The organism is Bacillus mycoides (genome assembly GCF_000832605.1).
Taxonomy (GTDB): domain Bacteria; phylum Bacillota; class Bacilli; order Bacillales; family Bacillaceae_G; genus Bacillus_A; species Bacillus_A mycoides.
Genome location: NZ_CP009692.1, coordinates 3,626,562 through 3,647,021 on the forward strand (window position 1 = coordinate 3,626,562; position 20,460 = coordinate 3,647,021).

17 protein-coding genes are annotated in these 20,460 nt (G+C 35.2%); 2 read left to right on the forward strand and 15 right to left on the reverse strand.

Going from position 1 to position 20,460, the window contains the following annotated elements; translation table 11 throughout:
• Window positions 1-117 precede the first annotated feature (117 nt).
• From BG05_RS20405 to gntK, 12 genes are all read right to left on the reverse strand, one after another.
• Window positions 118-1,968 (reverse strand): hypothetical protein, encoded by a 1,851-nt coding sequence (locus tag BG05_RS20405; protein WP_002165879.1) that lies wholly within the window; start codon window positions 1,966-1,968, stop codon window positions 118-120.
• A complete protein-coding gene (locus BG05_RS20410) occupies window positions 1,958-3,775 on the reverse strand; it encodes an AAA family ATPase (RefSeq protein WP_002012669.1) in 1,818 nt (605 codons plus the stop codon). Before BG05_RS20410 ends, BG05_RS20405 begins: the two co-directional genes overlap by 11 nt.
• Before the next feature lie 107 nt (window positions 3,776-3,882).
• Window positions 3,883-4,143, reverse strand: coding sequence for a hypothetical protein (locus BG05_RS20415; protein WP_002085825.1), 261 nt, complete (start codon window positions 4,141-4,143; stop codon window positions 3,883-3,885).
• A 76-nt stretch (window positions 4,144-4,219) separates the two neighbouring features.
• Window positions 4,220-5,647 carry a basic amino acid/polyamine antiporter gene (locus BG05_RS20420; RefSeq protein ID WP_002085826.1) on the reverse strand — a complete coding sequence of 476 codons (1,428 nt, stop codon included), beginning with the start codon at window positions 5,645-5,647 and terminating at the stop codon, window positions 4,220-4,222.
• A 213-nt stretch (window positions 5,648-5,860) separates the two neighbouring features.
• Window positions 5,861-7,372, reverse strand: a complete 1,512-nt coding sequence (locus BG05_RS20425) for an ABC transporter permease/substrate-binding protein (RefSeq protein ID WP_002127232.1) — start codon at window positions 7,370-7,372, stop codon at window positions 5,861-5,863.
• A gap of 3 nt (window positions 7,373-7,375) precedes the next feature.
• Entirely contained in the window at window positions 7,376-8,323 is a 948-nt protein-coding gene (locus BG05_RS20430; protein WP_033708119.1) for an ABC transporter ATP-binding protein, read from the reverse strand.
• Window positions 8,324-8,425: 102 nt separating this feature from the next.
• The gene (locus BG05_RS31270; RefSeq protein ID WP_002127228.1) at window positions 8,426-8,983 is read right to left on the reverse strand and encodes a YdcF family protein; all 558 of its coding nucleotides are present in this window, start codon (window positions 8,981-8,983) and stop codon (window positions 8,426-8,428) included.
• Between the two features lie 63 nt (window positions 8,984-9,046).
• Window positions 9,047-10,276, reverse strand: coding sequence for an MFS transporter (locus BG05_RS20440; RefSeq protein WP_033733940.1), 1,230 nt, complete (start codon window positions 10,274-10,276; stop codon window positions 9,047-9,049).
• 1 nt (window position 10,277) lies between these two features.
• Window positions 10,278-10,814: an NADPH-dependent FMN reductase gene (locus tag BG05_RS20445; RefSeq protein WP_003189021.1), complete on the reverse strand. Its 537-nt coding sequence runs from the start codon at window positions 10,812-10,814 to the stop codon at window positions 10,278-10,280.
• A gap of 154 nt (window positions 10,815-10,968) precedes the next feature.
• Window positions 10,969-11,865, reverse strand: coding sequence for a phosphogluconate dehydrogenase (NAD(+)-dependent, decarboxylating) (gnd, locus tag BG05_RS20450; RefSeq protein ID WP_002127226.1), 897 nt, complete (start codon window positions 11,863-11,865; stop codon window positions 10,969-10,971).
• 18 nt (window positions 11,866-11,883) lie between these two features.
• A complete protein-coding gene (locus tag BG05_RS20455; protein WP_000260210.1) occupies window positions 11,884-13,233 on the reverse strand; it encodes a GntP family permease in 1,350 nt (449 codons plus the stop codon).
• 14 nt (window positions 13,234-13,247) lie between these two features.
• Window positions 13,248-14,786 (reverse strand): gluconokinase, encoded by a 1,539-nt coding sequence (gene gntK, locus BG05_RS20460; RefSeq protein WP_003189016.1) that lies wholly within the window; start codon window positions 14,784-14,786, stop codon window positions 13,248-13,250.
• Between the two features lie 394 nt (window positions 14,787-15,180).
• Here gntK and BG05_RS20465 point away from each other — a divergent pair, with 394 nt between their 5' ends.
• A complete protein-coding gene (locus BG05_RS20465) occupies window positions 15,181-16,083 on the forward strand; it encodes an ABC transporter permease subunit (RefSeq protein WP_002127222.1) in 903 nt (300 codons plus the stop codon).
• On the forward strand, window positions 16,080-17,099 hold the full coding sequence (locus tag BG05_RS20470) for an ABC transporter permease (protein ID WP_002127221.1): 1,020 nt from the start codon (window positions 16,080-16,082) through the stop codon (window positions 17,097-17,099). The genes BG05_RS20465 and BG05_RS20470 overlap by 4 nt, the downstream gene beginning before the upstream one ends.
• A gap of 152 nt (window positions 17,100-17,251) precedes the next feature.
• On the opposite strand, the gene adhP is transcribed toward BG05_RS20470, so the two are convergent.
• The 3 genes from adhP to BG05_RS20485 all read right to left on the reverse strand — a co-directional run bounded on the left by adhP (window position 17,252) and on the right by BG05_RS20485 (window position 20,446).
• On the reverse strand, window positions 17,252-18,289 hold the full coding sequence (adhP, locus tag BG05_RS20475; protein ID WP_002012687.1) for an alcohol dehydrogenase AdhP: 1,038 nt from the start codon (window positions 18,287-18,289) through the stop codon (window positions 17,252-17,254).
• Window positions 18,290-18,669: 380 nt separating this feature from the next.
• Complete coding sequence (locus BG05_RS20480; protein WP_002012688.1) at window positions 18,670-19,524, reverse strand: MurR/RpiR family transcriptional regulator; 855 nt, start codon at window positions 19,522-19,524, stop codon at window positions 18,670-18,672.
• A gap of 286 nt (window positions 19,525-19,810) precedes the next feature.
• Complete coding sequence (locus BG05_RS20485) at window positions 19,811-20,446, reverse strand: response regulator (protein ID WP_002127217.1); 636 nt, start codon at window positions 20,444-20,446, stop codon at window positions 19,811-19,813.
• Between the last annotated feature and the right edge of the window lie 14 nt (window positions 20,447-20,460).

Here is a 20,460-nt window from a genome sequence, read left to right on the forward strand (position 1 = left end):
AATTACTCTAATAAAAAAATGATAATCACTATCAAGTTCGAACCGTATAATGTGTCTTTCCGTACTGCATATAATTCTTCTTAACCTAAAGAAATCCTTCATTAAAAAGGATTTCTTTTACATTTTATTACTTTTTAACCATTTCTCAAAAATTTGAATCATCCCATGCTTCCCAGCCAACTTCTCTTCTCCTTGTTTCGTTTTATATGGATATAGTTGTAAAAACACTCCACATCCAGATTCAATTTTTTTACTATGCATATGGCTACCTGGATATACACAAATCACTTCATAAATCGCTCTTCGCTTAAAAATTCGTTTACCATTCTGTTCTTCTACATACTTAATAGACCAGTATTTATACATTTGCTCCGTTGCTTTCGTATTACCGACAGGCTGAAAAATATTGTACATAGGGCTGTATTTCACTTCGATAATAATAGAAGATTTATATACATACTTCTCTTCTTCCTTTACATAACAATCTAAACGAATATCCGGCTTCTTTGTGTCCTCTCCGTTATAAAAATTACTTCCTTTGCTTAGTGCAATAAGAGGGTGTGTTTCAATTAAATCATTAAACGCGACGTGCACTTTTATATCATCTCGATGTAAAATCACTGTCGTTCCATCTTGTAATCCGTCTAAATAAAAATGTTCTTGTATTTGTTCACGAATAGGATTCTTATCTTCAAATCCGATTTGTTCTAATATAGAAATAACGATAAAAAAAGCGTAATACTCATACACTAAAAACGTTGGTTTATATACGAATAATAAAGATGGGGGTTGCTCCGTATGTTGCGGTAACAATTCTAAATGGTGGATTAATTGTTGATGCGGTATAGATAAAGTGTTCGAATTAATGGTAGCTGTTTCAGAAACTTCCCTCCAAAATGGAGAATACAATAAATTTCGAAAGTATTGCACACTTTCATATACGATATGAGCTAATATTTTATATTCTTGTATTTTCACAGAACTTTTCCGTAAATCTGCTTCTTTCAGTAAATGTAGATTTCTATATTTTTGTTTTTCCCTATCCGTCACGGATCCATTTCGTTCAATCGTTTTCATAATTGTTTTAACAGCTTGAAATTCATCTGACTTTTTCTTCTTTTCTCCTTCTAGTATTTCAATAGTTTTACGTACAAAAATTTCTGCTTCAAGTAAATAATAATAGAATTGCATCGTTTTAAATTTAAGAAATGCATTTTCAATACTATTTTTTTGCTCCTTAAATTTACGGTTGTAATATTTCGCATAAAGCTTTCTTTCTGTCATAATGGCAGTTTTTCTCGTTGTCTTCCGCGCTTTCGTTTCCCATTCATATTCGTGTACAAATTCCGCATTCGATTCTACTTTTTTAAAAATTTGTTTTATTCTTTTCATTTTTTGTGGCAACTTTCTTAACAATACCAAATAAGAAGAATCTTCAATATCGCTAAGTGCTGAGAAAGTTTTCTTGTAATAACCTCTATCTAAAATTAACTCGTTTAAAATTGACTTCACATAATCTTGAATCATTTCAAATTGGTCATCAAAAAAGTTTTTAGGAACCACTTGAAACGCACCATAATAAGTTTTATCTTCTATACGCACTTCAAAATGGTATAAGCCACAGCGCCACGGATAAAAAAATTCAGTTTTTCCATGTTCATACACTAATACTCTTTGTTTTTTTTCATTTAATTCATATTGTGACTCTTTTATATTCTTTTGTCCCTCATATACTTTATTCCATATGAATGTAATGTCCATTGGATTTTGATAATGGAAATGTAATTTCAGTGGTTTTAATTCCTGTACTTTATAAATACATTGAACTAATGCTGTAGTAGACGTACAAAGCCGGTTTAAAAGGATAAAATCGCCTTTCCCCTCAGTACCAATAATTAGCTTCAATACAAACGGGAGCGTTTCTTTCGTATCGACGATTGCTGTTTCATAACGCTCCTCATTTTGCATAGCCATACAGCTCCAGTTCTCTACGCTTTTGTCTTATATAAGCTAAAGAATGTTCAAATGTAGATACACGATTTGCAAGCGGAGACTGTAAAAGTGGTATCAATGTCGCTCCCCTTTTTGCTTCTTCAGAAAGTAGAGGGCCCACTGTCATTTCTGTCCCCCTTAATTTCGTTAATACACGCTGCTTTATTTGCAAATCAAAACCTTCTTCCCTGCTAATCATATAAGACTGATTATTTTGGAACGGTATATTTTGCAAATACGTAGCGATTGCGCTTGCACATCGGAAAGAAATTCCTTTTGATATATCGTGTGATGATAATACATCATGTAACTTATCCAATAACTCTAATTCCTCTTCAGTATACACTTCGATCATCTCTTTATTCCTAAACCAATTGAGTCGAAATTCTCCCGTTGTTACTTTCAGCGGAGGTTGCTGAACAACTTTCTCATGTTCTATACTCATCTCGCAAAACGGAATTTTTTGTAATGTAATCAAATTTGTTCGATCTAATAATCGATCGGAAAGCTCTTTCGTCGTTTCATCAAAATTTACAGTGCCTACGAAAATAATATTCTCACCAATTTCCACTGAAGGTGGAATTTGATTTTCTATTTCTTGTACTTTCTCATACAAACTCAAAATACGATTTTTCTTTTCAAGTTGAAGAACGGATAGAAACGGAGTAAACCAATGCTCAATATGTGACATGTTCATTTCATCGAACACAATTATATACAATTGATTTGGATTTTCTTTAGCCTTTAACAATGTCCGAACTAACTTCGTTTCACTTTCAATAAAATTACCATTCGGATGAAGGTAACCGAGAATATCATGTGGTTCTTGATACGATGGTGAAATCGGAATCCAAATTAATTCTTCCCCATAACGTAAACCAAGTGATTCTGCATAAGCTTGCACAAAGCGTGATTTCCCAACACCTGGTATACCACCAACAATTGTTAACATATTGGTTTTAATACTAATGTGAAAATTATATATATCTGTATCATCCAAATATAACCCTTTATTACGAACCATACTTTGTACATACTGCAAAAAAGAGGATTCACGCTCATCCCATTCCCAGTCATCCTTTTGCATTTTAATATCTTCTACTTCAACTAACTTACCTTCTTCAGCAATTCGTTTATTTAGTTGGTCATACACATTTTCACTTACAAAATATAAATGATCATCTACTGCTATTTCTACATGTTTCATCCAATCGTTTATTTCAATATATTTGCATTCTTTTCTTTGCTCAAAATATGAAATTGAACTTATTGATGATTTTAACGATAAATTTCCATATAGCCTTCCTTCATGCCACAATAATTCTGGAGGCTCAAAGTCTTTTGGTAATTTAGGCATAAGAAATGATAAATAACCGTTGCTTAACTTCCGTTCCAAAGACGCTCTCTTTTTATAATTTGAGACCTTTGGTGAAGGAATCACTTTATATGAAGATGCTATTTCCCGAGGCTCTTCTGTGCATATTAATTCCAGAAATAAATTTCCACGATCATAATAAAGACGAAACATAACCAGTTGCTTTTCTAATTTATGCTTCTTTAAATCAGTAAAGATTTTTTCATTCTTTTTATTACTGCATAATCCTTCAAACAAATATTTTCCAGTCGGAAATAACTCTTGTAAAGTTAAAGGTATTGAAGAAAGACATTGTACAAAGAAATTTTCTCCATTCTTCTCTCCCTCAGCTTTTGCAAACTTCCCAATAAACCTCATATAATACATTCGCTTTATAAAACTTGGATGAAGAGCTTTATGTAATTTCAACGTAGTCACCTTCTTTTTTTCATACTATTCTTATTGTATGAACTACAATCTAAAACTAGAAATAAAAAACCTGACGTCATCCGTCAGGTTCAAAATTAAAACGTATATTAATGAGAAGGAAATGCTTTTTTTTCTTGTAAAATGGCATTATGAGCGATTTTCATTTTAGCAAGTACGTACCGTAATCGATCTTCGGCATTTTCATCTTTATTTTGCTGCAAACTCGCCAAATTCTCTACAGAACTCGCTAAATTTTCAATCACGCCTCGAAGTTCAGGATGATGATTAAAAAAAGATTCTTGTACTAATACTTTCCTTAAATCACTAGCTAAATCCATAATTCTAGACAACTGTTCTTTTTCTTCCATTTTCATCCCTCCTGAATATCTTATGTATTAAATATTCTCTAGACAAGGAAAAAAGCCCTTTAAATTAAAAGGACTTTTACATTTTTATAGTTCCTGTCAGTAACATATAAAGTGATGTAATAGCTGCAATAACAATTGCCCACATCACATATCGCTCTTTGCCTGCAAAACAACGATTCCCTTTTTCTTTTCTTGCAAACATATACACGAGAATCCCAATACCATATACGATTGAAACAAGCAATAAATTCTTTAAACCAGCTGCATAAATTAACCATACAGAGTATAGGGAAGCAATTAATGCTAACAATCCATTTTTTACTCTCGCAACTTTCAACTCTTTCGTGATGACTAATTTCAATTGAAATAGCGCTGATAATAAGTACGGCAGTAATATAGATGTTGACGCAATAAAATACATAATTTGATATGTCGATTGTGAAAACAGAACGATTATAAATATAGTTTGGGCAACGATATTTGAAATCCACAATGCCATATGCGGCGTTTGTTTCTTATTTGTTTTCGTAAAGACTTTCGGAAACACGCCGTCTTTTCCTGCTACGTGAGAAATTTCAGAAACAAGTAAAAACCAGCCAATTAATGTACCTACAAGTGACGCAACTAATCCAATATTAATTGCCATTGCACCCCATGGCCCAACAACATGTTCTAATACATGTCCCATTGAAGGAGTCTCTAATACTGAAAGTTCTTTTCTTGTCATGGCTCCCATTGACAGAACAGAAATTAAAATATAAATAGACATTACTAAAATAAGTCCAAGTACTGTCGCTTTTCCAACGTCTCTACTATTTTTAGCTCTTCCTGATAATACAACTGCTCCTTCAACCCCAATGAACACCCAAAGGGTTACAAGCATTGTATTTTTCACTTGACCTAGTACAGAGGAAACTGAGATAGTTCCTTCGCCCCAAAAGTCATGTGTAAATGTATCCCAGCGAAACGCTGTTACCATCACGACAATAAATAATAAAATCGGAACTAATTTCCCAATCGTTGCGATAACATTCATAATGGAAGCTTCACGAATTCCAAATAAAATTAGAAAATGCAATGTCCATAATAAAAGTGATGCACCTACGATTGACGCAACATTATTTCCGCCTTTAAAAATTGGGAAGAAGTAACCTAATGTACTAAACAGTAACATAATTGTTGCAACATTCCCTAAAATCCCTGCTAGCCAGTATCCCCAAGCACTGTTAAAACCAATATATTCACCGAATCCAGCTCGTGCATAACTATAAATTCCGCCCTCAAGCTCCGGTTTTTGTCTTGCTAACGTTTGATATACGAGCGCAAGTGGAATCATTCCCATTGCTGTAATACACCAACCAATTATCGTTGCACCACTATTTGCTCCTACTGCTAAATCATGCGGTAAACTAAAAACACCGCCACCAACCATCGTTCCAACTACTAATGCGATTAACGGAAAAAATCCTAACTTCTTTTCTATTTGTACCACCCCATCTGTCATTCTAGGTGTTATGTTCGTTCAACTATTAAAGTCACCTTTTTCTCTAATAGACGTTTCTCTTATATTTTTTCAGGAAAACATTACTTATTCTAAAAGAAAATGAAGAAAAATGGAATACTTTTTTGAAAAAATGTATAAGTATGCACAAAAAAACCGTTCATTTTGTAATGAACGGTCATTTCATACATATAAAATTGTATATTTATTGTAAAATTAACGAAGTAACTTCTCTTTTTGTAAAAATTGTTTTGCGACTTCTTCGCTACTTTTCCCATTCACATTTACTTCATAATTCATTTTTCTCATTTCTTCATCTGTAATCTTTCCAGATAATTCATTTAATACTTTTTCGAGTTCAGGATATTTCTGTAACGTCTCTTTTCTTAATAATGGTGCTCCTTGATAAGGCGGGAATAGTCCTTTATCATCTTTTAGCACTTTAAGCCCATATTGCTCCAATTCACTATCTGTTGAATATGCATCGATTACGTTAACATCTCCCGATTGTATTGCACTATAGCGCAGTTTCGGTTCCATCGTTTTAACATTTGAAAACTTATAGTTATATAATTTTTGCATTCCTTTATAACCATCTTCACGATCAGCAAATTCTAATGTAAATCCTACTTTAGCTTCCTGTGCAATTTTTCCTAAATCAGAAATTGTATTTATGTTATTTTGATCTGCTATTTTTTTCGGCATGGCTAGTGCGTATGTATTGTTATACTCCATTGGCTTTAACATAACCATATTATATTTCTTTTCCATTCCAATACGAGCTTGTTCATATACTTCATCACGATTTGTACTTTTCGGTTCTTCTTTCACGAAAGTAGATAAAGCTGTACCTGAAAATTCTGGGTATATATCTACTTCACCTGATTTTAACGCTTCGAATACAAATGCTGTTTTTCCAAGGCCTGGCTTTAATTCCACCTGTAAATCTGTATCCTGTTCAATAAGTTGCTTGTACATTTGAATTAATATTTCTGGTTCAGATCCAAGTTTACCAGCAATAACTATGTCTTTCTTTTCGGTATTCCAAAGAAATGGAGCAGCTATCATTACTACAACTATACATATCGTCAATATGACGCGCTTAGAAGAGCGTTTCGGGCTCTCAAGTATGCGAAGTACTATATCAAAGAATAAAGCGAGTAACGCAGCTGGTACGGCCCCTAAAATGATAAGCGCATGGTCATTTCGATCTATACCTAATAATATGAGCTTACCGAGCCCACCAGCGCCTATTAAAGCAGCTAATGTAGCCGTTCCAACAATTAATACCATCGCTGTACGAATACCAGCCATAATAATTGGCAATGCGAGCGGAAGCTCTACCTTCCATAATCTTTTCCAGCTATTCATCCCCATAGCTCTCGCCGCTTCTATAAGTGATTCATCTAATTCCCGTATTCCTGTATATGTATTTCGTAAAATAGGTAATAGTGCATACACAACTAATGCGATTATAGCTGGCAGTTTTCCAATTCCTACTAACGGAATTAATAGTCCAAGTAAAGCAAGTGAGGGCACTGTCTGCATAACAGCAGAAGTCCCTATAATAAATTCAGCCATTCGTTCTTTTCTCGTTAATATAATGCCGAGCGGCACTGCAATAATTACTGCAAAAAATAGTGAAATAAGCGATATTTGTAAATGCTCACTTAATGCACTTAGCAATTCTACTTTTCGTTCTTGGAACGTTTGAATAAAATCAGTCACTGTTTAGCCTCTTTCCTTCATTTGTTCAACAATGTAATTGACAATATGACGACTTGTTAACGCTCCAACATATTGACCATGCTCTTCAACCGGCACTGACTCTTCAGTTTGTAAGCGGACTAGTGCTTCTTGTAATGACGACTGTAAAGATAAAGCATTCCCTTCAACTCGTATACCCTCGTCTAGCGGCAATACCTCTTCTATACTCTTCCCCTCATACCAAGGTCGTCCACGATTTCCAATGAACTCCTCTACAAACTCATTTTTCGGGTTATGTATAATTCCTTCTGGTGTATCTAATTGAACAACTTTTCCTTCTTTCATTACACAAATACGATCACCAAGTGATAAAGCCTCTTGCATATCGTGCGTTACAAACACGATTGTTTTTTGAATCTTTTTTTGCAGTTGTACGATATCCTTCTGAAGCTGCTCCCTACTTAACGGATCTAACGCACTAAATGGTTCGTCCATAAGTACAATTTTCGGGTTTGCGGCTAATGCCCGTACGACACCAACACGTTGTTTCTGTCCTCCCGACAATTCATCTGGCATGCGATCACGATATACATCTGGATCGAGCCCAACCATCTGTAGCAAGTCATCGACACGTGCTTTTATTTCCTTTTTGGTCCATTTTCTCATTTCAGGGACAACTGCAATATTTTCAGCAATTGTCATATGTGGAAACAGCGCAATCTGCTGCAACACGTACCCTATATTCCAACGTAGTTCGTTTATGTTATATTGTTGAATATCTTTTCCATCGATTAAAATTGATCCTTCCGTCGTTTCAATTAAACGGTTAATCATCTTCATTGTCGTTGTTTTCCCGCAACCACTCGGACCAATGAGAACAAAAAATTCTCCTTTTTTAATTTCTAAATGCAATGAATCCACTGCTTTTGTGCCATCTTCATACGCTTTTGACACATGATTAAATTGAATCACAGACACAACTCCTTTCATGTTGTTTCCTTTATTTTGATGGAATATAGCATTCATTTCAAATGATACGCTTTATTATACAAAAAAAGAGCTCTCATTTGAGCTCTAACGGTCGAACAATATTGTTTTCATAATTGCAGCATATTCACGCACATACGCTTTTTTCTTAGAGCGTCTCGGTGTTTCAGCAGCCAAAGCTTCCATCTTTATCCCTAAACGCTTTGCAATTATTTTCGTTCGATATAAATGATACGTATTACTTACAACTACCGCATGCTTTACATCATATAAATCCATACTAAACTTTAAATTTTCATACGTATTTGTAGAGCGGTCTTCAATTAAAATACGATTCTCATCTATACCATGTACCATTAAATAGTTTCTCATACTGTGAGCTTCCGGTATATCTTCATCTTCCCCTTGACCACCTGAAACAATTACTTTCACCTCAGGGTGAGCATGTAAATATTCCAACGCTATATCCAAACGATTTTGAAGAGATAAAGACGGTCTATCTCCAAATAACTTTGCACCTAATATAAGAACGTATGGAGAGTGATTACTCAATGTTTCACGAGCAACTTTATTCATTCGAAACGTCATATAAATGATGTATAGCGGCGGTAGTAATAAGATTATAAGCAATATCCATTTGTTCATAAATAAGTTAACACTCCCTTTCTTTTTATTATATAGAAAAAGAAAAGGAGGCAGAAGTATTTTTTAAACAATTGATTTATTAGACACATTCGCTTCCGTTTTACGTTTTGAAATTACATAATAAAAAGCAATCCCTAATGATAGGATCAATATACAGCTCAGTACATAAAACGGGATCATCACCCCTGCTTTAGATACGCCTGCCGTAAACAACATTAATAATACAATTCGAATTCCTGTACCAATTAATCGAAATAAGCTGTCCACACGTCCCATTACTTCATTTGGAATTTCTTCCATCATCAATACATTTCTCGCCACTCTCGTTCCAGCATTTCCAATCGCATGAAAAATCGCTAGTCCATATAATAACATAATGGAAGGCTCAATAATCATTACGGTAATTGAAATTACATAAATGAACATCGTCATAACGATTGAAACTTCTGTTTTGACATATTTCATCATGATTGGAATACTTATTCCTGCAAGAACCGCTCCGACACCGTACATCATACCTTCAATTGCGTATACAGAGGCACTAGCTTTGAGTATATCTGAAATATATACTGGGATTAAATAATTTGCCATCATGACACCGATAAACGGCATATAAGTCGCGAGTAAAAACCAAAATAACTTAGGGCGCTTTTTCATAAAGTGAATTCCTTCGAACAATTGCTTCTTAAAGGTTACTTTCCCTTTTACTTCTTTTTTCTTTACATATGGTATACATAAGAACAGGAAAAATGCTCCTGCAAAAGTTAACATATCCACTAACAAGATCCATTTCAAAGAAATAATCTCAATTAAAAAGCTAGCAGCTGCACCTGAAATAACTTGCGTTAATTGTCCTTGTATTTCCATCGTGCCACTTAAACTTTTATAATGCTCTGATTGAAATATTTCTTGGTTAAATGCAAATATTGTGGGATAGAATAATAGATAATAGAAAGAACCTGCTATATAAATAATAATGTAATGAATAGAATTGTATGATTGCCCAGCAAATCCCCAAATAGCCATCATTCCTATAATGGCTATCCCGATACCTTCGTTACATAACAATAAAGATTTTCTTGAAAAACGATCTATGCTTTGCCCAATGAATGGTGTTAGTAAAAACATGATGAGAGTTGCAACGATAGAAATATACCCAAACGTTGTCTCTCCCCCACTTTCCTTAATCAATAGCCACGGAATCGTTATCATAACAATCCCAGAGCCAATAGCAGATAAACTATTGGCTCCTAGAATGTAGTACAAGCGAGAATCATAATAAAGAGAGGACATATCACTCAACTCCTAGTTGTTTTTTCACCTCTTTATATACGCTCATATATGCTTTTAATTCTTTAACTAAATCATGAATCAATGGTTTTGCATCTTCTCCCAGTTCACCATCTTGCACATGTAATCCATCAAGTACTACTTGTTTTGGGATTGCATTTGCGTAAACGCCTCTAGCTACAATACGCATACTATTTAATGCGTTTATTCCCCCTTTACCTCCTCCAGCAACTGCTAGTAATGCGACAGGCTTATGGATGAATTCACTGCTACTTAAGTAATCTAACGAATTTTTCAGCGCTCCACTCATCGCATTATGATATTCCGGTGTACATAGTACTACTCCATCCGCAGCTTTCACTAAAGCTTTTAATTTTTTTACTGCCTCTAATTCACGTTGTGATTCTTCTCCATTATATAAAGGCAATTCCGCTACTGCTAAATCGTATAACTCCCCTTCAAATTGCTCTGCAATATATTTTGCCACGACGCGAGTTCTACCGAACTTTCTTGGTGTACCGTTAATAACGACTAGTCTCATAATTATTTCTCCCCTTTGTTTTCAAGTTATATTTATATATTATCAGAAATTTCTATACAAAACACAGTAAAAAGAGGGAAAAACTTTCATTAAATAGTATGAGAAATAAAAAAAAACTCATACTTTCGTATGAGTTTCACAAAACTAATATTTCCTATTTTTTCACAACCTCATGTCCACCGAATTGATTACGAAGTGCAGAAACCACTTTTCCGTGGAATGTATCATCTTCTTGTGAACGGTAGCGCATAAATAATGACATAGCGATAACTGGTGCCGCTGCTTGTAATTCAAGCGCAGTTTCAACAGTCCATTTCCCTTCTCCTGAAGAGTTCATTACACCTTTAATGCCATCAAGTTTTGGATCATCTGCAAATGCTTTTTCAGTTAAGTCCATTAACCAACCACGGATAACTGATCCGTTCGCCCATACTTTTGCAACATCTTCATAATTGAAATCAAAATCACTTTTATCTAGTACTTCAAATCCTTCAGCGATTGCTTGCATCATTCCGTATTCAATACCGTTATGAACCATTTTTAAGAAATGCCCACTACCGACGCGGCCTGCATATGAATAACCATTTTCTACTGCTAAATCTTTAAATAAAGGTTCTAGTTGATCATAAATTTCTTTTTCTCCACCAACCATTAAGCAAGCACCGTATCTAGCTCCTTCCACACCGCCTGATGTACCGATATCTACATAATGTAAACCAAAGCTTTTCGCTTCTTCAGCACGGCGTAACGTATCTTTATAGAATGAATTTCCGCCTTCAATAACGATATCGCCTTCCTCTAATAATGGATATACATCTTTTAGTACTGACTCGACAACTTCTCCTGCAGGTACCATTACCCAAATTGTACGAGGTGCTTCTAGTTCAGCAATCATTTCTTTTAACGTATGACGGGCAGTAATCCCTAATTCCCCTGCCTTTTCAACAAGCTCATTATTTACATCGTATACAACTACTTCATGCTTGTCTTCATGTAAGTGTTCAGCTAATGGGAATCCCATTTTTCCTAATCCAATTAAACCTAGTTTCATATTAATCAATCTCCCATTCTATACAAATATATTTAATAACGAAATTAGCCCAAGTGCTACAACAGATAATATTGTCTCCATTGCAGTCCATGTTAATAATGTTTCTTTCACAGTCATTCCGAAATACTCTTTAATCATCCAAAATCCTGAATCATTTACATGCGATAAAATTAATGACCCTGCTCCTGTTGCAAGTGCCAGTAACTCTACATTTACTCCTGGTGTACTTGCTGCAATCGGTGCTACAATTCCAGCTGCTGTCATCATAGAAACAGTAGCCGATCCCGTTGCAACTCGGATAAGTGCAGCAATTCCCCAACCTAATAATATCGGTGAAATATGCGATTCTTTCGCCATCTCCGCAATTGTAGTTCCGATCCCAGAATCTAATAACACTTTATTAAATGCGCCCCCTGCACCGATAACTAACAGTATGTTTGCAATCGGACCTAAGCAATCGTTTGTAAATTGTAAGACTTTGTCTTTAGAAAATCCTTTTGCATAGCCAAGACTAAAGAAAGAATATATCGTTGCAATTAATAATGCGACTATTGGATCTCCAATAAAGTGCAATACTTGTGCAAGTTGACTCGTTTTGCTTAACGCTACTTCCGCAATGGATGCACCAAGCATAAGAAATACTGGAAGTAAAATAGTAAACAATGTATTTCCGAAACTAGGAAGTTCCTTCTTCTTATCTCTTTCAATAAATTGCTCCGCTATTTCTAATGGTACTTCTTTATGTATACGAGCACCGATCCATTTCCCATAAAGCGGACCTGAAATTATTGCAGTTGGAAGTCCGACAATTAATGCATATAAAATTGTCTTCCCTACATCTGCTTTAAATATACCTACCGCTGCCATTGCTGCTGGATGCGGTGGAACAAGTCCGTGTACAACCGAAAGACCTGCTACTAGCGGAATTCCGATTGTAATAAGTGATACCCCTGTTTCTAACGCAATTGTAAATACTAACGGAATTAATAGTACAAATCCAACTTGGAAAAACACCGGAATCCCTACTAAAAATGCAACGAACATCATTGCCCAGTGAACACGCTTTTTCCCAAAACGTCCAATTAATGTGTTTGCAATTCGTTCAGCACCGCCAGACTCAGCCATCATTTTTCCAAGCATTGTTCCTAAAGCTAAAACAATCGCTAAAAACCCTAACGTATTACCAAGACCTAATTTAATAGAATCGATAATCCCCGGATGTTGTGGTGAAGTTCCAATTAAGGGCATCCCCATTGCTAGCCCAACTCCGATTGCTGTTAAAATTAACGCGACAAATGGATGCCATTTTACTACCGTAATTAGTAAAAGTAATATAACAACAGCCGCTAGTACGATCCCAACTACCATTTCTCCCAATCCCCCTATTGTTTACGTTGGAAAGCAGCTATACAATCAAATTCTTCTTTCAAACGATTGTAAAGTCGTTCATACATATAAAACATCTCTAAATATAAAGCCGTATTTTCTTTATTCGGTACATGGTGATGGACAATATCAATCCAATCCTTCACCTCTTCAAGAGAATCAATTTTCCCAATTGCATACAAAGCAAGTGCTGCTGCCCCAAGCGCAGATGCTTCATGACTTTCTGGAACAAGCAATTCTTTCCCCATCATGTCAGATAACATTTGTCTCCAAAATGCAGATTTCGCAAAGCCTCCTGAAACACGTATTTCAGTAAGTGGCCCTGTACAATCTCGAATGGCAAGTGCTACTGAATACACACTCATACAAACACCTTCCATAACTGCTCGTATGAAATGTTCACGTTTATGCTGAAGGTTTATCCCGAAGAATGTACCTCGAGCATTTGCATTCCAGTAGGGTGCACGTTCTCCAGATAGAAACGGTAAAAATAGTAATCCATCTGCTCCAGCTGGTACACTTTCTGCATACTTAATTAATAAATCATAAGGATCAATTCCAAGCTTCTTTGCAACTTCTTGCTCTGGGCTACCAAATTCATCACGTAACCATCTCAGTAATATTCCGCCGTTATTCGTTGGCCCACCGATAACCCAGTGCTCATCTGTTAATGCGTAACAAAACGTTCTTCCCTTTTCATCTGTATTGACATTTGATGAAATTGTTCGAACTGCACCACTTGTTCCAATCGTAATTGCAGCTGAACCAGGCGATATTGCACCGACACCTACATTTGCAAGAACACCATCACTCGCACCAATAACAACTGGAGTATCTTCATGAATGCCCATCTTTTGTGCTAATTCCGGTTTCATTCCCGATAAAATATATGTAGTTGGTACAGGTGTTGATAATTGTTCTGGTGACATATTTAACATAGTTAAAACATCTTCATCCCAGTTTAATGTTTCTAAATTAAATAACCCAGTAGCTGATGCAATTGAATGATCAACTACATAGCGTGAGAATAATTGATAAATGACATACTCTTTAATGGAAATAAATTTATACGCAGTTCTGAATAACTCCGTTTCTTCTTCTTTCATCCACAGTAATTTAGAAAGTGGTGACATCGGATGAATCGGTGTACCAGTTCTTCTATAAATGTCATGACCATTCATTTGTTGTAATAGTTTTTCTGATTGCTTTGTGCTTCTATTATCTGCCCAAATAATAGAGCGCGTTAACGGCGCACCGTTTTCATCTACTGCAATTAAGGCGTGCATTGCTGTACTAATACCGATTGAAGAAATATCTTCCGGTGACACATTACACTTTTCGATGGCAACGCTTACAGTTTTATATACAGCAGCACATATTACATCAGGATCTTGCTCAGCCCATCCGACCTTCGGTTGAATAATTGGATAATCAATTGCATGTGAAGCAACGACTTTTCCTTTTTCAGTGAATACAACCGTTTTCGTACTTGTGGTACCGATGTCAACCCCGATTACTCTCCCCCTTGTTTCCATGCGAACCTTCCCTTCGTTTCTAGCAAAATACGATCTAGTAAACCGTTTACATGAATTAGTATATAAAATATTTTTTCATAAATCAAGTTATGAAAAGAAAATTTTTTCCAAACCAAAATGTACCTCTCATCTTCTTAATCATTCTCTTTATCTTTTTTAAATAACCTTTTTAATTTATCAAACATTCTTTCCCCTCCACCTAAAGATAATAATATATAAGTTCTCGTTTTCTTAGCTTGATGGACATAGGGCGTGGCTCCCTACTATCACTTTTTTACCTTGTAAATATATGTCCCATACTATAAAATCTAATAGTATTTATATTTTTCTGAAAAATCAAAACAAAATATGAATTTTATTGTATAATGTTGTAAAAAGATGTCGGAGGGATTTAATGTTATATAAAATATCTCAATTCACAATAAAACTTTCATCAATTCTTTTATCACTCTTACTATTACTAAATTTACCTTATTTATTTATCACTCAACAGGGATTCACTTTTCAACCAATTCATTTTTTTAATCAGATCGTTACTATGTTAAAACAGGTTTTCTCCCCTGAATCATTAGTAGTTATAGGATCAGACCCGAAATTTGGTCATTTCAAAAAGACACCATTATTTCCAACTGTTTTAGAACCCTACCTATATTCATTTACTGTATTATTTATAGCCTTTTTGCTTGCACTCTTTCTATCATCTAGTATGGCATTTTTTTATTTTTTAGCAAAAGATTATATAAAAAAATGGATAAACCGAATTGTGTTCATATTAGAAGCTGTCCCTGATATGATGATGATGATTTGTTTGCAAATATTTTTCATATGGGTACTTCAGAAATTCGGGGAATCTCCTGTCACCATTATTTCTTTTAATGAAAATCGAGCTTATTTACTCCCTATTTTATCTTTAGCAGTCTTACCTACATTACAAATGTTTCGGATGATGGTGTTATACATAAAAGAAGAACATGAAAAACATTACGTAGAGGTTGCATATGGAAAAGGACTTTCATCAAGTTATATACTATGCATTCATTTATTCAAAAATATATCTATCCACTTCTTTCACCATTTAAAAACGATTTTTGTTTTCTTACTTTCTAACTTATTCATTTTAGAATTTGTTTTTAATATGGAAGGCATTATTCAATTTTTATTTAAGAAGGCGTTTATATCACCTCCAGCTGCATTTATCATACTTGTTATGATTATTTTACCGTTTTATGCCATTTTTCAAATAATCTCATTCATGATGAATAGATGGCAAAAGCAATTGAAAGGAGCAGCATTATGAAATCTATTTGGAAATCAAAACGATTTTTAATCGGGTTTACTTATCTATTCATACTTGTTTCAGCTAGTTTTATTTATAGTTGGTTCTTTAAAGATAACATCCCAAAACCTCCTCAGTTACTTTACAATGACAATAACGAATTACTTGGAAAGGCCCCCTTTTCGCCATCGTTAATGCCACCTTTTGGATCTGATCGTTTTGGAGAGTCTGTTTTCTTACAAATTGTAGAAGGAGCAAAATTCACCATTTTATTAGCCGTGGCAATTAGCTTCTTTCGAATTTTATGCGGAACATGTATAGGAATCCTCTTAAGTTTATACGCTCCAAGATTCAAGAGATTTTTCCAGGCATGCTCAGAAGTTTTTTATTATATCCCAACTCTATTTATCGCATTCATACTCATCACGCCCGTTAATATTGTAATTACATCAAATGCTGATAGATTAGATCCAAATATTTCATTTACGTTTTATCAAGTTCTCGTACTTATTTTCGTCGCTCTACCTACACTTTCTTTATATATCTCCTCTGAGGTTGATGAATTTATGAAACGAGATTACATTTTAAGTTCACAATTACTGGGTGCTAGCCGTTTTCATATTATCAAAAAACATTTACGAGTCTTATTACTTGATCGCTTATTTGTGTTATTCATGGAACATATCGTCCAAGCACTCATACTCGTTATCCATTTAGCGTTGCTTAACATTGTAATTGGCGGGATACAAATGCGGGAACTCTATGACGGAGTACCCAAACCTGTTTCTCTATCTAATGATTGGGCAGGTCTTATTGGATTAAATCGTTATGAAATGCATCTTTCATGGTGGATCATTTTTTATACTCTCGTTTCATTCTTTATTACGATTCTTTTTATTAAGCTTATGACAATCGGGATTCAAGATGCACTGAAAGCAAGAGATTCGCAAGTTGTAGCAATTCAAACCGTTCCAGATCATAAAAAATTTGTTAAAAATAAAGATTCTTTTTCGTTTGCAAATAAAGTGAACTTTTAATCATGTCTCATCAATCAAGTATTAATTGGCATTGATATTAGTAGAATATAAAAAAGATGATCCCTATTGAATACGAGGGATCATCTTTTTTATGCCGTCTAACTTTTTTACATATCCTTTGCTAGACTCATGCTTTTTATATTTAAAATGAATTATTTACAATCACAATTATGCTGTTTAAAATCGATTACCATACGTCCTTGAATTCTACCTTGTTCCATTTCTTCGAATACATTTTGTACTTTATCTAGAGAACACGTTTGAACAACTGGCACTACTTTTCCTTCTGCGCCGAACATAAATGCCTCCTCCAGATCCTTACGAGTACCAACTAGAGAACCAACTACTTCAATCCCGTCTAATACAAGTCGTGGAATGTTTAAATCCATAGTTTCTACTGGTAAACCTACCGCAACTACTTTACCGCAAGCACGTACTGCATCAACTGCTGAGTTGAATGCTACTTTAGAAACTGCTGTTACTACAGCAGCATAAGCACCACCAAACTCCTCTTGCACAATTTTATCAGCAGGACCTTGAGAAATCGGATTGATAGTCATATCAGCACCAACTTCTTTTGCTAAGGCTAATTTGTCGTCATTGATATCTACTGCAATTACCTTTGCACCAAATACGTTTTTAGCATATTGAATAGCTAGGTTACCTAATCCACCACAACCATAGATTACGATAGGTTGACCAGGTTTAATGTCTGATACTTTTATAGCTTTATATGTAGTTACGCCCGCACATGTGATTGATGATGCTTGAGCAGGATCCAATCCTTCTGGTACCTTCACCGCATAATCAGCTGTAACAATACATTGTTCAGCCATACCACCATCTACTGAATAACCAGCATTTTTCACTTCACGGCAGAATGTTTCTCTCCCCGTTACGCAATATTCACAACGTCCACAAGATTGGAACATCCATGCAATACTTACACGGTCACCTATCTTTAGTGAAGTAACATCATCAGCAATTTTAGTAACAATACCTACACCCTCATGACCAAGGATGCGGCCATCGGTGTTTCCAAAATCATGATTCGCAACGTGTAAATCAGTGTGGCAAACTCCACAATACTCTACATCTACTAGCGCTTCACCCGAGTGTAACGGACGTAATTCTTTTTCAATAACTTCAATATTTGCTTTGCTGTTTTTATTAACTACTACTGCTTTCATATGTGATCTCCCCTTTAGTGTTTTAGAGTTTTAATGAGTTTATCTCACAACTACTGTCCTCACTATTTTGGCTAATTATTGTACCAAATTTAAGTGTTCAATCATCATTACAGGTTCATCATAACATGGAATTTCATAAGCTTATTGTAAAACATTGAACAATATTTGAATTATTACCCAATACGTATTTTGATGTATCAAGCTACTTGTTAAATTTCATATGCAAAATATCGAGGTTTAAAAAATGAATGGTCTAAAAGATGAGAGATTATTATTATAGGTAATTGGCATACTTCTATAGACACTTAGAACAAGTAGATCTAGAGGGTATATCAACAGACTACTCGCCAATATAAAAAGCTCTTCATTTGAAGAGCCCTTTATATTCGCTTCATCGAAATAGTTTCACGTATACTTTGTAAATTTTGTAGTGTTTCCTCTTGTCGCTGCAATGACAATCCCACATACAAAGTATCTAATAAACTAAGCTGCGCTAATCGTGACGAACTTGCTTCTGTACGAAATTCTGTCTCACGCGTCGAAGTATATAATGTTATATGAGCAAGTTGGCTTAATGCCGATTTTTGATAGCTCGTAATCGCAATAATTTTGGCCCCTCTTGCTTTCGCTACTTCTAACGCTTCAAGTAAACCTTTATTACTGCCTGAATGAGAAATTGCAATGACCACCGCTTCTTTTGTCAACAAGCCAGCTCCCATAATTTGGAAATGTGAATCCGTATGAGCAATACAAGAAATACCCGTTCTCATAAACTTATGATAAGCATCCATCGCAATAATACCTGAACCACCATTTCCATAAAACTCAATTCTTTTCGCTTCATTCAGCGCACTTACTGCCTGTTCCAACGCGTTATCGTTTAACAAATGTAATGTATCTTGCAGTCCTGTAATATGTGAATGAAAAACTTTTTTAGCAACAGTGACAATATTATCTTCTACCGATACTTCCTCATGAATATTTTGCATCGGGGTATGTACAATCTCACGAGCTAATGTAATTTTCAAGTCTTGGAACCCTTGAAAACCTAAGTGTTTGCATAAGCGGAATATCGTTGCTTCGGAACTATTCGTAACTTCCGCTAATTCCGTAATCGATTTATGTACAACATCTTGTGGATGTTTCAAAATATGTTCGGCAATACTTCGTAATTTCGGTGATAAACCATTTAACGAAGCCTGAATCTTTCCAATCCCACTTTTTGTACCAGGCATAGCGTATCTTCCCCTTCCATAGTAGCTTTATCCCGTATTAACGGGCAGTAAGACTCCCACCTCAAAATTCGATGAATGCAAGGGAGTTAGGTGGGAGATCAACTGCCCGTAAAAACCCGATTGGTTCAACTAATAATCAGTGGGGATGGCCCCCCCACTGATTAAAGTTTCACTTTATTGTACCTAATTATTGAAAGAAGAAAAACCTTTATTCGGCATCTCTATACATTTTATTTGCTCCTATGTATTCTACCGTAACATATGACACAATTATTCATACGTATTTCTAGTTTTCCCCATGCTTTACTGCGTATAAGGCAGCTTGTGTACGATCATCTACTTCCAATTTAGCCAATACGTTAGAAACGTGTGTTTTCACAGTTTGTTCTGTAATATGAAGTTCTGCTGCAATCTCCTTATTGCTTCTTCCCTTCGCAATTTCACGAAGTACTTCTTGCTCCCTTTTTGTTAACATAGAAAAAGGATTCTCTTTTTCTTTCTTGACTGCTGATCGTCCTAATAGTGCTGGTGTTACTTTCGGGTGAAAATTTGCATTTCCTTGATATACCGCAACGATTGACGCAACGAGTTGATCTGGCTGCACTTCTTTTAATTGATAACCATCTGCCCCAGCTTCTAATGCTGGTAAAACGTAATCTTGTTCTGAAAAACTACTGAGCATAAGAATTTTTATTGTCTCATCGTATTGTTTTATACGTTTTGTCGCTTCAATACCATCCATTTTCGGCATTGATAAATCCATTAATACTACATCTGGCCTTTCTGCTTGGACGAATGTTAATGCTTCTTCACCATTTGCTGCTTCCCCAATAATTTCAAATTCTTCTCTCGTCTTCAAAAAGAATACGAGTCCCCTTCGAACGATATGATGATCTTCTACAAGTAATAATTTAATTTTCACTGACGTTCTCCCTC